Origin of the sequence: Bradyrhizobium sp. CB82 (genome assembly GCF_029714405.1) — a bacterium.
Classification (GTDB): Bacteria; Pseudomonadota; Alphaproteobacteria; order Rhizobiales; family Xanthobacteraceae; genus Bradyrhizobium.
In genome coordinates this window covers 3,516,613-3,529,092 of record NZ_CP121650.1, presented here as the reverse complement: position 1 = coordinate 3,529,092, position 12,480 = coordinate 3,516,613, and the positions used below count along the sequence as shown (strand labels likewise).

Here is a 12,480-nt window from a genome sequence, read left to right as displayed (position 1 = left end):
CCGGCTGCATCGGCATGCATGTTACAGGCCGAAGCTATCAGCCGTCATGCCCCAAAACTCGGAGCACTCGGTGCAATCACGTGAAGAGATCAGAAGCGGAAAAGCTGAAACGGCGACGCCAGCACCTGCGCGCGCTCGCCCTTGTCAGGCACGATCTCGTCAAGGAAGCGGCGGTTTTTCTCGTAAGTCTGCGTCGCCTCGAACTGCGTGTGCGGCCAGTCGCTGCCCCACAACAGACGGTCGAGACCGCAGGCGGTGCGCAGCAGCGGATAGGCTTCCTTCGCAAAGCTCTCACCGGCGGCGCCGTTGCGGTACGGCGCGGAGATCTTGACCCAGACGTTTCTGGTCGCACCCAGCTTCAGCACGCCCTGGAAGCCGGGATCGGCGACGCCAAGTTTTGGATCGGGCAGCGCGAAGTGATCGAGCACGACCGTGATGCCGCGGTCGAGTAGCTGCGGCGCGAGCATTGCGAGATCGGAGGCATTGCGCTGGATCTCGACCTGCCAGCCCAGTGATTTGACGGATGCGAGCAGCGCCTTCCATTCGGGGGCAGCAAGATCCGGCAAGGTCTGGCCGACGAGATTGAGCCGGATGCCGACCACGCCGGCGCGATCGAGCGCGGCAAGCTCCTCCGCTGGAACCGCGGGATCGATGACGGCGATGCCGCGCAGCCGGCCACCGGCCGCCTTCAGGCAGTCGACGAGATAGGAATTGTCGGTGCCGAGAAAGCTCGGCTGCACCAGCACGCCGTTGGTCATGCCGTTGCGATCGAGCTGCTGCAGATAGAGATCGAGCGGCGCGTCATAGTCCGGCGCATAGCGCCGGCCGGGCGCAAGCTTGAGGCCGCGATGGAAGACGTGCGCGTGGGTGTCGATCGCCGGCATCGTCACTTCACTCATCGCCCTGCCCGCACTGGCGAGCACTGAGGCGAGGGCAACGGCGCCCGCGCCGAATTGACGGCGCGTGAGGCCGTGTTCGCTTGTCGTCATGTTCGTAACTCCACATTCGCAGGTCAGGCGCGCCCGGCGGCGGTCTGCTCAAACACCTTGCCGCGGGTTTCGGGCACCATCAGCACCGCGATCAGCACCAGCGAATAGGCAAAGGCCGCATCGATTCCGATCGCAGGTCCAAGGCTGATGTGGTCGCTGAGATAGCCGACGAGGAACGGAAAGGCGGCGGAGACGACGCGGCCGAAATTGTAGCAGAAGCCGACGCCGGTACCGCGCACGCCGGCCGGATAGAGCTCGCTGAACAGCGCCGCCATGCTCGCCGGAATGCCCGCGGAGAAGAATCCGAGGGGGAAGCCCAGCACCAGCATCTGCGAATTGGTCAGCGGCGCGAAGATGTAGATGAGCACGGTGACGATGCAGGCGGCGGCGAATGACGCGACGTTCGCGCGCCGGCCGATGCGGTCACTGATGATACCGCTCGTCACGCAGCCGCAGAAGAAGGCAATGATGATCACGGCGAGATAGCCGCTCGAGCCCAGCACCGACAAATGGCGTACCTCGCGAAGATAGGTCGGCAGGAACGTGGTCAGTGCGGCGTAGCCGCCATGTGCGCCGATGCCGAACAGGCCGCCAATCAGGGTCGCGCGCAGCACGTCGGGATGAAAGATGCCTGTGAGCGTGGCGAGGAATGGTGGCTCGACTTCGCGCGATACGGCGCGCTGCGGCTCCTTCAGGCCGCGCCGGATGAAGATGATCAGCAGCGCCGGCAATAACCCGATCGCGAACAGGATCCGCCAGGCGATATCCGCCGGCGCATAGGTGAAGACCAGCGCAGACAAGAGCACGGCTGCGCCCCATCCCACCGCCCAGGCACTCTGCACCGAGCCGAGCGCCTTGCCGCGATGCTCGGGCCGGATGATCTCGGCCATCAGCACTGCGCCGCAGGCCCACTCGGCGCCGAAGCCGAGACCCTGAATGGCCTTGAGCACGAGGAGCTGGGTGTAGCTCATCGCGAACGCGCAGGCGAAGGTCGCAAGTGCGAACGTCGCGACCGTGATCTGGAGTGCCCTGACGCGCCCGAAACGGTCGCCGAGCGCGCCGCCGAGCCAGCCGCCGAAGGCGCCGAAGAACAGCGTGATCGAGCCAAGCAGGCCGGCATCGGCCTTGGTGATGCCGAAAGCCGCGATCAGCGCAGGGATCACGAGACCGAACATCTGGACGTCGAGCGCATCGAGCGCCCAACCGCCAAAGCTTGCCCAGAAGGTGCGCCGCTCGAGCGGCGAGCTTTCGCTGTACCAGTTTGCCATGGTCTCTCCCCTGAATTCTTTATTGCTTGAATGTCGTTGTTATCGGCGCTTACCGGATCTCGGCGTGGTATCGGAAGCGGTTGGCCGGCCCGCGCGAGCGGCGCCATTCGATCGGGCGCCGCTCGAGATCGAGCGCAAGACGCTCGATGACGATCAGCGGCGCATGGGCCCCGAGCCGCAACAGGCGAGCCTGCATCTCGCTCGCGGTCTCGACCGTCAGGATTTCCTCGGCCGACACCACCACCTCGCCGCAACGCTCCTCATAAAGCGGATAAAGCAGGTCGCCGAACTCGGACGGGTCGAGGTCGAGGATCGCCGCGAAGCGCGACTTTTGCAGCCAGATCTCTTCGGCGAGCAGCGGCACGTCGTCGATCAGGCGCAGACGCGACAGGCTGATCACGGGCTCGCCGACGGGAATGCGCAGCGCGGACGCGACGGCGGACGTTGCCGGCACGCATTTCCGCCTGAGGATACGGCTCTGCGGCACGCGGCGCTCGCCGCTCTCGGACTGGAAGCGGAAGAAGCGGAACAGCGAGGAGTTGAAGCGCGCGCGGCGGACGAAGGTGCCGCGGCCCTGTTGGCGCTCGAGGACTGCGTCGCTGACGAGCTGATCGATTGCCTTGCGCACGGTGCCGATCGCAACGCCGTAGTGCGCGGCGAGCTCCGATTCGGACGGGATCGGCTCGCCAGGCCGCCATTCATTGCGATTGATCCGCGCGGCGAGATCGTCGCGCAGGCGCTGATAGCGTGGCAGGCGGTCGTCGAGCGGGGCGGAATTCATATAGTCATATAGATGACTAGATGAAGGGGGAGTCAAGGACTACTAAAATACCATCGATCAGCCCGAATCAATGGGGCTGTCGCTTTGGTCGGCAAGCGTGCGCGGTCATCGCAGACGAAGAACCTACGCAGCGGTTTGCGAGGTCGGGTTGGCACACTTCGCCAACCCGTCCTCGTCTGCTTCGATCGTCAGTTCATCGTCTTCGGCATGCATGGCGGCTCCTTGTAGGGCGCGGTGGCAAACGCTCCCTCTGCTGGAGCCCTCACGCAATCGGCAGCCGCGTGCGGTTGGGGCACGGCGCGCCGTGCGGCGACGTCGCGGGCTGCTGCGGCTTGCGTTTGATAGACGGCAGCGGCGATCAGGGCGGCCGAGACGAAGGTCAATCGGGTCCTTGGTTTTCTCCACGTGACAAACGGAAGCCGGGACGTTTCCGACTTCCAGAATGCAAGAGCGGAAAGCTGCTGGAGATATTTCATCACGCGCCTTCAAGGAAACGCGAGGTCTGTCTGAAGGCGTCGAAAGCACCCCTACCCCAGTTGAAAGACCGCCATCGGCCGCTCGTAGCCGCGCACCTCGACCTCGCCGAGCGCGACGGCGTCGCCGCCGTCATCGCCCAAGGCTTCGCGCACGGCGGACGAGATCAACAGCTGCGAGCCGAAATCCTTGTTCAGCGCCTCGAGCCTTGAAGCGAAGTTCACGGTGTCGCCGATCACCGTGTATTCCTTGCGCCGGGGCGAACCGATATTGCCGGCGACGACCTCGCCGAAATGGATGCCGATGCCGATCCGCAGCGGCCAGCTCGAGCCCGCATTGATGCGATCCATTGCCGACAGCATCTCGCGGCCGGCGGCGACCGCGCGGTGCGCGGCATCGGATGCGGCAAGTGGAGCGCCGAACAGCGCGAGGAAGCCATCGCCCAGAAACTTGTTCACGATGCCGCCGTGGCGGTCGAGGATGTCGACCAGCACGGCGAAGGCGCCGTCGAGCCGGTCGACCACGTCCCGCGGCGAGCGCGAGCGCGCGCCGGCGGTGAAACCGCGGAAGTCGACGAACATCACCGCGACGCGCCTGATGTCGCCGCCGGCGCTGGTGCCCTCCGCCATCAGCCGCTCGACGACCTGCGGCGAGACGTGCTGGCCGAACAGGTTCGTCACGCGGTCGCGCGCGGTCGCGGCGGCAATGCTCGCGGCAAATTGCCGGCGCAGCTGCGCGCCGACGGCGCCTGCCAGCACGCCGCAGACCAGGATGATGACGCTGCGCACCGCGTGGAAGTAGATCAGAGGTTCGTTCGAATCGCTGGCGGCATTGAAGTACATCGCGACCGCAAACAGCTCGGCCGCCGCAACAAAGCCGGTGAATGTGGAGATCCGGAAGTCGAGGCGCAATGTCGAGAGAATGATGAAGATGAAGTAGACCAGCGGCGAGGCGAAGCCGAGCGCCTGGCTCGCGCCCATGCTCCGGACTTGCAGCAACAGGATCACGGTGGGCATTGACGTTTCGATGAATGCGCCGATGTAGCGCCTCACCACCGGCAGGTCGCGGTCGAGCTTGAGGTTTCGCCTGATCTGGAAATGCACCCAGACCTCGAACAGGATGAAGCCGATCAGGAGGCCATAGACCTGGCTCAAGCCGATCGTCCCGCGCCACACCCGTTCCACGACACGGGGATCGAGCAGATCGATCCCCGTGAAGAACAGCACCATGACGCAGCCGGTCACAATCAGCGACCGCACCCGCAGCAGTTCGGTCCGGAGCACCTCGCGCCCCAGCTCGCGCTCGAAGTCCTCGGACATGCCGCCCCGCCGCCGTGCTTTCCTGCTGGCAAAACCGACCATCTCGCCCCCTTGTTGCGGAGGTATTTTGCCTCAATCGAGCGTGCGGCGGAAGCGCGTCACGGCGATGACCATGGCGACCAGCATCAGGGCTGCCAGCGCCAGCGTGTCATATTGCAAGTTCTGGACGGTTGCGCCCTTGAGCATGATGGCGCGGACGATACGTACATAATGCGTCAGCGGCAGCCCCTCGCCGAGATATTGCGCCCAGACCGGCATGCCAGCGAACGGGAACATGAAGCCGGACAGCAATATGCTCGGCAGGAAGAACATCATCGACATCTGCATGGCCTGGAGCTGGTTCTGCACGATTGTGGAGAAGGTGTAGCCGATCGCGAGATTGGTGGTGATGAACAGCGTCGAGAGCAGCGCCAGCAGGGTGAGGCTGCCGAGCACGGGCACGCCGAACAGCAACACGCCTATCGAGAGGATCAGGAAAGCCTGGATGAAGCCGACCAGCACGTAAGGGATGATCTTGCCGAACATCACCTCGACCGGCCTGATCGGCATCGACAGCAGGCTCTCCATGGTGCCGCGCTCGACCTCGCGCGTCACCGACAGCGCGGTGAAGATCAGCATGGTCATGGTCAGGATGGTGCCGACGAGGCCCGGCACGATGTTCAGCCGCGAGGACGCGGCCGGATTGTAGCGGGCGTGCGCGCGGATCTCGAACGGCATCTCCGGGGGATCGCCGATATAGAGATCGTGCGCAAGCGCGGTCTGCACGATCATGCCGAGCGAGCCTAGCGCGGCGCTGGCCGCGACCGGATCGGTCGCGTCGGCGGCGACCAGCAGCGCCGGCCGGTCGCCGCGCCGCACCGCCCGTTCGAAGCCGCGGGGGATCTCGACGCCGAACAGCACCTTGCCGGATTTGAGCAGGTTGTCGAACTCGTCGACGTCGTGCACCTCGCGGGTGAAACGGAAATAGGCGGTGTTCTCCAGCGCCTTCAGCACCGAGCGCGCGAGATCGCTGTCCTCCTGGAGCAGCACCGCGCTCGGCAGGTTGTGCGGCGTGGTGTTGATGGCGTAGCCGAACAGCAGAAGCTGCATCACCGGGATCATCACGATCATGGCGAAGGAGACGCGGTCGCGCCGCAGCTGGATGAACTCCTTCACCACCATCGCATAGGAGCGCCGCCAGAATCCGAAGCGCTCGCGGATGTCGTGACCTTGATCCGATACGTTGATGGCGCTCATTGGAAATTGTCCTTCGAGCGGTTCATGAGTTCGATGAAGACGTCTTCGAGCGAAGGATGCGATTTCTGCCAGTGCAGGCCGGACCTGTCGCGCCAGGGCGCGATGCTGACCTCGAGGGCGGTGACATCGCGGCCCGAGACGTGCAGCGAGGTTCCGAACGGCGCGACCATATCGACACCGGGCTTGCCGGTGAGATCGGCGGCGAGGCCGTTGAGGTCATCCCCAGTGACGGTGTAGGTGGTGAGCGCGGACTTCGCGATCACCTCATCCACCGTGCCGTGCGTCAGGAGATGACCGTAGGCGATGTACGCGATCTCGTGACAGCGCTCGGCCTCGTCCATGTAGTGAGTGGATACCAGCACGGTGAGGCCTTCGGCGGCAAGCGCATGGATCTCGTTCCAGAAATCGCGCCGTGCCTTCGGGTCAACGCCGGCGGTCGGCTCGTCCAGCAGCAGGAGTTGCGGATTGGGCAGCGTGCAGGCGCCGAGCGCCAGCCGCTGCTTCCAGCCGCCGGAGAGCTCGCCCGCAAGCTGCTCCTCGCGGCCGGAGAGACCGAGCCGGTTGATCATCTCGGCTGCCGCGCCGCGCGCGTCGCGCATGCCGTAGAGCCGCGCGACGAATTCCAGGTTCTCGCGCACCGAGAGGTCCTGGTACAGGCTGAAGCGCTGGGTCATGTAGCCGACCTGGCGCTTGATGCGCTCGGCGTCGCGTTTGATGTCGTAGCCGAGGCAGGTGCCCTCGCCGCTGTCGGGCGTCAAAAGCCCACAGAGCATGCGGATGGTCGTGGTCTTGCCGGAGCCATTGGGACCGAGAAAACCGTAAATCGAGCCGCGCTTCACCTGCATCGACAGATCATGCACGACCTCGCGGCCGCCAAAGGACTTTGTCAGCCCCTTGACGTCGATCGCGATACCGTTGCCGGCTGTCCCGTTCATCGCTTGTCCGCTATCGGAGTCTTGATTTCAGAAGACTTGGGATTGAGATAGACGTCGATCGGTTGCCCCACGCGCAGCGCATCGGGCCGCGAGGGCCGCGCCTGGATCAAATAGACGAGCTTGTTGCGCTCATCGAGGCTGTAGATGACGGGCGGCGTGTATTCGGCCGTGGTCGCGATGAAATAGATCTTCGCGGTGAGATCGGCCGCGCAATTGTCGCAGACCACCCTCACCTGGTCGCCGATCGCAAGCTTTGGCAGCTCGGTCTCCGGCACGAAGAAGCGCAGTTTCATGTTGCCGGGCGGCATGATCGACAGCACCGGCCGCTGCGCGGCCACCATCTCGCCCTCGCGGAAATAGATCTGCTGGATCGTGCCGGCGACCGGCGCAAAACCCTTTCGCCGCGCCAGCCGCGTCTCCGAGGTCGCAACGCGCGCCTCCGCGACCCGCAAGGCGGAGACCGCGGAATCGAGATTGGCCTGCGTGCCCGAGCCCGTCTTGCTGAGCGAAGCCGCGCGATCATAGGTCTGCTGCGCATTTGCCAGCGTCGCCTTGTTCTGGTTGAGATCGGCGAGCTGGAGATCGTCATCGACGGAGTAGAGGGCATCGCCGACTTTCACTTCCTCGCCCTCGCGGACGTTGAGCTTGGTCACACGCCCCGCTTCATCGGGGCTGACGAAAATCATGTCGGCCTCGACCCAGCCCTGGAAGCCAGGGTCGCGCTGTTCCTTGCAGCCCGCAAGCCCGGTTGCGAGCACAGCGACCACTGCAAATGCAAAAACTGCTTGCGACGACCTCATGTCGTCCTCCGTTCGCCGAAAATCAGATCAAGATGGACGCGCAGCATCGCCTGCGCATCGAGCGGCGCGTGCCGCGCAAACAGGCTCTGCCAGATCACCGCGGTCAGCGCCGGCGCGACCAGGATCTGCGGAAAGCGCGCCAGGTTCTTCTCGCGGATCTCGCCGCGGGCGATCCCGAGCTCGATCAGCGCGCGCATGCCGGCGATCCCGCGCGACACCACCTCGCGATAGTAGAAGTCGGCCACGGCCGGAAAGCGCGGCCCCTCCGCCACGATCAGGCGCACGAGATCGCCACGCCTAGTGTTCGCAACCTCCTTCAGGAAGTTGGTCGCAAAGGCTTCGACGAGGTCGCGCACCGAGCCGGTTGGCGGCGGCAGCGTGGTAAGCCGCTCGACCACCGGCACGATGACGATGCGCACCAGCTCCTCGAACATGGATTCCTTGTCCTTGAAGTGCAGGTAGATCGTGCCTTTGGCGACGCCCGCGCGCTTCGCGATGTCATCGAGCCGCGTCGCCGCGAAGCCGCGCGCGATAAATTCCTCCAGCGCCGCCTCCACGATCGCAGCGCGCCGCTCCGCCGCGCGCGCGGCGCGGTTCGAAGCGGGAGCCGCAGCCTCTTCGCTGGCTTCGGGCATCTTGGCCTTGGCGCCGGTTGCTGACGGCAAGGCTGCTTTGGTCGGCTTCTTCGTCATTCGGCATTTATGACTGACTAGTCAGTCATAGTCAAGCGTTCAATTCGCCCGATCGCTATTGCGACGAATTAGTATTGACTAATGCATTAGTATGTACTAATTGAATGATCATGCTTGAAGCCGCCCCAAACCCCGTCACCACCGTCATGCGCGCTCTCGCCGATCCGACCCGCCGCGCCGTGTTCGAGCGCGTCTTCGAGAGCAAGGAGATCAGCGTCGCGGAGCTGACGCGCGGCAGCGGCGTGACCCAGGGCGCAATCTCGCAGCACCTGAAATCCCTCAAGCAGGCCGGTCTCGTCGCCGAGCGCGCGGAGGGCCGCAACGTCTATTACCGAGCCGCGCCGCAAGGTCTCGAGCCTCTCGTCGAGTGGATGGATCATTACGGCGTCTTCTGGCGCGAGCGTTTCCACAATCTGCGTGAGCTCTTGAAGGAGATCGACCAGTGAATGCAGCGGAGTTGAAAGCCCAGACCAAGGACATCGTCATCGACGAGGTCTTCCCTCACGCGACCGAGACGATCTGGAAGGCTCTGACGAGCGCGCAGTTGATCGCGCGCTGGCTGATGCCGCCGACCGGTTTTGAAGCCACCGAAGGAAACCACTTCACGTTCCAGACCACTCCGGGAGGCGCGTGGGATGGCGTCATCCATTGTCGGGTTCTGGAGGTCGTGCCGAACCGGCGCCTCGTCTACGCCTGGAAGGGCGGCGACGAACGCAACACCGGCTACGGCGCGCCGCTTGACACCGTCGTGACGTGGTCCCTCACCCCCGTCGAAGCTGGCACGCGGATCCGCCTGGTTCATGCGGGCTTCGTCATGCCCAGGAACGACTCCGCCTACAACGTCATGAGCGGTGGCTGGAAGAAGGTCGTCCGCCAGCTCGGCGAGATCAGCGGCGAAGAGTGAGCAGGAGATATCGCGATGACCAAGCCCTATACCGGCGGCTGCGCCTGCGGCGCGATCCGCTATTCGATTGCCAGTGAGCCCCTCTTCGCCAACCACTGCCAGTGCCGGGACTGTCAACGTGAAAGCGGCACCGGCCACGGCTCGTACCTCACCTTCGCGCGCCCCGGCGTCACGCTGACAGGCGAGGCAAAGCAATGGGACATGGTCGGCGACAGTGGCAACGTGAAGACGCGCGCCTTCTGCTCCGTGTGCGGCTTGCCGGTTTACATGACCTTCGCCGCGATGCCCGACATCTTCACCATCCGCGCCGCGAGCCTCGACGAGCCGGCCCGCTACAAGCCGCAGGTGGTCACTTACGCCGCGCGCGGACACGGCTGGGATCACCTCGATCCGAGCCTGCCGAAGTTCGAGGCCATGCCGCCGGCGTGAGGCGCCGGCGCCAGAGCGCGCGGCCTTTTGGTACCAACAATTTGGCCACGAGTTCGCTTCACCTCTCCCGCTTGCGGGGGAGGTCGGCGCGAAGCGCCGGGTCGGGGGCTCTCTCCGCGTCGGGATTGTCGATTGCGCAAGCACCCCCACCCCAGCACCGCCCCACAAGCGCCCCGCAAGCGGGAGAGGGAGCGCACCTCTTTCGTGGCAGCACTCAAACCTCGCCTCACAACGCTCTAGCCAAAATCGAGCACCATCCGGCCGTCAATCTTGCCGGCCTTCATCTTGTCGAACACCGTATTGATCTCGGCGAGCGGCACCTTGGTGACTTCGGCGTGCACCTTCCCGTCGGCTGCAAAGGCGATCGCCTCGTCGAGATCCCTGCGGGTGCCGACGATCGAGCCGCGCACGGTGATGCGCTTCAGCACGACGTCGAAGATCGGGGTCGGGAATTCCCCGGGCGGCAGACCGACGAGACTGACGGTGCCCTTCCGGCGCACCATCCTAAGCGCCTGCGCGAAGGCGGCCGTCGAGACTGCGGTTACCAGCACGCCATGCGCCCCGCCCCCGGTCGCGGCCAGCACTTTTTCGACGGCATCGGCATTCAGCGCATTGACGGCGAGGTCGGCGCCGATCGAGCGCGCCAGCGCGAGCTTGTCCTCTGCGATATCGATCGCGGCAACCTTGAGCCCCATTGCCTTGGCGTATTGGATCGCGACGTGGCCGAGACCGCCGATGCCCGAGATCACCACCCACTCGCCGGGCCGCGCCTCGGTCTCCTTAAGTCCCTTGTAGGTCGTCACGCCGGCGCACAGGATCGGCGCAACGCCGGCGAAATCGATATTGGCCGGCAGCTTCGCCGCGAAGGCCGCAGAGGCGATGACGTATTCGGCAAAGCCGCCATTCACGCTGTAGCCGGTATTGTGCTGGTGTTCGCACAGCGTCTCCCAGCCGGTCTCGCAATATTCGCAGTGCATGCACGAATCGTGCAGCCATGCGACCCCGACGGCGTCTCCGACCTTGAGGTTGGTGACGCCGGGTCCGAGCGCCGCGACGGTGCCGGCGGCCTCATGACCGGGAATGAAGGGTGGAACCGGTTTGACCGGCCAGTCGCCGGACGCGGCGTGCAGGTCGGTGTGGCAGACCCCGCAAGCCTTCACCTTGACCAGGACCTCACCGGGACCCGGCTGTGGCACCGGCACATCCCGGATCTCGAGCGGCTTGCCAAGCTTGGTGACGACGGCGGCTTTCATGGTCGGCATCGGTCTGCTCCTTTGCATTTGCGCGAAAGGCAGACTAGTGACCGCGCGCGATGCGCCCTTGATTGACGTCAAACGGCACAATGTTTGCGCACGGCGAAGCAGCAGTATCAAAGCAGTGACAGCAATTTCGCGTGAACGCGCCGACAGCGTCAGCTGTGGAACCTCAAGCCGTCGACAATTTTATCGACCACCTTGCGCTCGGCGCGGATCGCGATGCCGACGAGATTGAGATCGGCACGGCTGACCGCCCTCACCGCCTGGCGATTGGCGGCATCGTGCGTGGTCGCGAACATCTCCTCGGTATAGACCGCCGGCGTGACGTTGCGCGACAGCGCGCGATCGAGCGCGCGGGACAAGGCCGGACCATCGGCGCCGTAGATCAGGATCGGCTGGCCGATCAGGGAAAGATATTTCGTCTCCGAGGCGTCCTCGTAGGGCTCGCCGATGCATTCGGGAAAGGCAGCGGCGATGCCGCCAGCGAGGAACGATGCGACGTTGAGCTTCTGCCAGGTCTGAAGGTCGTTGCGGATCACGACGGCGATCTTGGTGTCGAACTGCATCTGTGCCCCTCACGCGTCATTCCGGGGCGCGTCGAAAACGCAGGCCCGGAATCCAGAGGTTTTATGACACAAGATTCCGGGTTCGCGCTACGCGCGCCCGGAATGGCAGAGGAGAGATCACCCCTTGGCGTCGCAGGCCCAGGCGCGGATCACACATTCCTTGCCGCCATATTTGTAGCATTCGCGCGTAGCGGCGTTGAGCGTGGTCGAGATCTTCGGCTTCACGGCATAGCCATAGGCGCCGCAGGGGTTGGCGAGATCGACTGACATCGCGGCACAGGCGCGCTTCATGGTCACAGTCGTGCACTCGCCCTTGCACTGCTTTTGTGCTGCTGCCCGCGCCGCGGCTTCGCCGGGAAAGTCATAGGCATGGCCGTAGGCGCCACATTTGCCGACCGCGAAGGCGCCGGCGGCGTGCGCGTCTGTGACGTAGCGCGCTCCCGCCACGGCAACGCTCAGCCCAAAGAAAAACACCGCGCAACGGCGCGCGACGACGTTGGAAGCCATGGAAATTCCCCTCCCCCCAGGCAGGTGCGGGCGACTCTAAGCGCGGCTCGTTTCCACTTGGTGAACGAGTGGTTGGAAAGGCATATCGGACGAACGAAATATACATTCGAAGCGGTCGCCTGGAACGGCATCAGCGCGGGCGCCGACACGTTCACGTTTAACAGCGGCGACAAGGCCAAGCTGACGAAGGGCGGCGTCGATCTGAAGGCTGCCGGCAGCGAGAAATTGTCAAGCACCAAGAAGTAGGCGAGCGAAGCGATCAGCTTCCCACCGCTTTGGTTTCCGTGAAGACTGTAGTGGGTTACGCCTTCGGCTAACCCACTA

General features: G+C 64.6%; 16 protein-coding genes. 4 read left to right on the top strand and 12 right to left on the bottom strand.

Annotation, left to right across the window (positions count from 1 at the left end; genetic code table 11):
* Positions 1-89: 89 nt before the first annotated feature.
* The 9 genes from QA640_RS16920 to QA640_RS16880 all read right to left on the bottom strand — a co-directional run bounded on the left by QA640_RS16920 (position 90) and on the right by QA640_RS16880 (position 8,494).
* A complete protein-coding gene (locus tag QA640_RS16920) occupies positions 90-989 on the bottom strand; it encodes an amidohydrolase family protein (RefSeq protein ID WP_283041728.1) in 900 nt (299 codons plus the stop codon).
* Positions 990-1,012: 23 nt separating this feature from the next.
* A complete protein-coding gene (locus QA640_RS16915; protein WP_283041727.1) occupies positions 1,013-2,257 on the bottom strand; it encodes an MFS transporter in 1,245 nt (414 codons plus the stop codon).
* A gap of 49 nt (positions 2,258-2,306) precedes the next feature.
* A complete protein-coding gene (locus tag QA640_RS16910) occupies positions 2,307-3,038 on the bottom strand; it encodes a GntR family transcriptional regulator (protein WP_283041726.1) in 732 nt (243 codons plus the stop codon).
* A gap of 188 nt (positions 3,039-3,226) precedes the next feature.
* Positions 3,227-3,421, bottom strand: coding sequence for a hypothetical protein (locus tag QA640_RS16905; protein WP_283041725.1), 195 nt, complete (start codon positions 3,419-3,421; stop codon positions 3,227-3,229).
* Between the two features lie 144 nt (positions 3,422-3,565).
* Complete coding sequence (locus QA640_RS16900) at positions 3,566-4,873, bottom strand: adenylate/guanylate cyclase domain-containing protein (protein WP_283041724.1); 1,308 nt, start codon at positions 4,871-4,873, stop codon at positions 3,566-3,568.
* A 30-nt stretch (positions 4,874-4,903) separates the two neighbouring features.
* Positions 4,904-6,067, bottom strand: coding sequence for an ABC transporter permease (locus QA640_RS16895; protein WP_283041723.1), 1,164 nt, complete (start codon positions 6,065-6,067; stop codon positions 4,904-4,906).
* Positions 6,064-7,002 (bottom strand): ABC transporter ATP-binding protein, encoded by a 939-nt coding sequence (locus QA640_RS16890; RefSeq protein ID WP_283041722.1) that lies wholly within the window; start codon positions 7,000-7,002, stop codon positions 6,064-6,066. Before QA640_RS16890 ends, QA640_RS16895 begins: the two co-directional genes overlap by 4 nt.
* Positions 6,999-7,802 carry an efflux RND transporter periplasmic adaptor subunit gene (locus tag QA640_RS16885; RefSeq protein ID WP_283041721.1) on the bottom strand — a complete coding sequence of 268 codons (804 nt, stop codon included), beginning with the start codon at positions 7,800-7,802 and terminating at the stop codon, positions 6,999-7,001. The genes QA640_RS16890 and QA640_RS16885 overlap by 4 nt, the downstream gene beginning before the upstream one ends.
* A complete protein-coding gene (locus QA640_RS16880) occupies positions 7,799-8,494 on the bottom strand; it encodes a TetR/AcrR family transcriptional regulator (protein WP_283041720.1) in 696 nt (231 codons plus the stop codon). Before QA640_RS16880 ends, QA640_RS16885 begins: the two co-directional genes overlap by 4 nt.
* A gap of 110 nt (positions 8,495-8,604) precedes the next feature.
* Here QA640_RS16880 and QA640_RS16875 point away from each other — a divergent pair, with 110 nt between their 5' ends.
* From QA640_RS16875 to QA640_RS16865, 3 genes are read left to right on the top strand one after another with little or no spacing between them, the layout of a single operon-like run.
* Positions 8,605-8,940, top strand: a complete 336-nt coding sequence (locus QA640_RS16875) for a metalloregulator ArsR/SmtB family transcription factor (RefSeq protein WP_283041719.1) — start codon at positions 8,605-8,607, stop codon at positions 8,938-8,940.
* Complete coding sequence (locus QA640_RS16870; protein ID WP_283041718.1) at positions 8,937-9,398, top strand: SRPBCC domain-containing protein; 462 nt, start codon at positions 8,937-8,939, stop codon at positions 9,396-9,398. Before QA640_RS16875 ends, QA640_RS16870 begins: the two co-directional genes overlap by 4 nt.
* A 15-nt stretch (positions 9,399-9,413) precedes the next feature.
* Positions 9,414-9,827: a GFA family protein gene (locus tag QA640_RS16865; protein ID WP_283041717.1), complete on the top strand. Its 414-nt coding sequence runs from the start codon at positions 9,414-9,416 to the stop codon at positions 9,825-9,827.
* A gap of 236 nt (positions 9,828-10,063) precedes the next feature.
* Here the strand turns inward: QA640_RS16865 and adhP are convergent, their stop codons facing one another.
* The 3 genes from adhP to QA640_RS16850 all read right to left on the bottom strand — a co-directional run bounded on the left by adhP (position 10,064) and on the right by QA640_RS16850 (position 12,156).
* Positions 10,064-11,089: an alcohol dehydrogenase AdhP gene (gene adhP, locus QA640_RS16860; RefSeq protein ID WP_283041716.1), complete on the bottom strand. Its 1,026-nt coding sequence runs from the start codon at positions 11,087-11,089 to the stop codon at positions 10,064-10,066.
* Between the two features lie 149 nt (positions 11,090-11,238).
* Positions 11,239-11,649 carry a DUF2000 family protein gene (locus QA640_RS16855; protein WP_283041715.1) on the bottom strand — a complete coding sequence of 137 codons (411 nt, stop codon included), beginning with the start codon at positions 11,647-11,649 and terminating at the stop codon, positions 11,239-11,241.
* A 117-nt stretch (positions 11,650-11,766) separates the two neighbouring features.
* A complete protein-coding gene (locus QA640_RS16850; protein WP_283041714.1) occupies positions 11,767-12,156 on the bottom strand; it encodes a DUF4189 domain-containing protein in 390 nt (129 codons plus the stop codon).
* Between the two features lie 72 nt (positions 12,157-12,228).
* Here QA640_RS16850 and QA640_RS16845 point away from each other — a divergent pair, with 72 nt between their 5' ends.
* A complete protein-coding gene (locus QA640_RS16845) occupies positions 12,229-12,402 on the top strand; it encodes a hypothetical protein (protein ID WP_283041713.1) in 174 nt (57 codons plus the stop codon).
* Positions 12,403-12,480 lie beyond the last annotated feature (78 nt).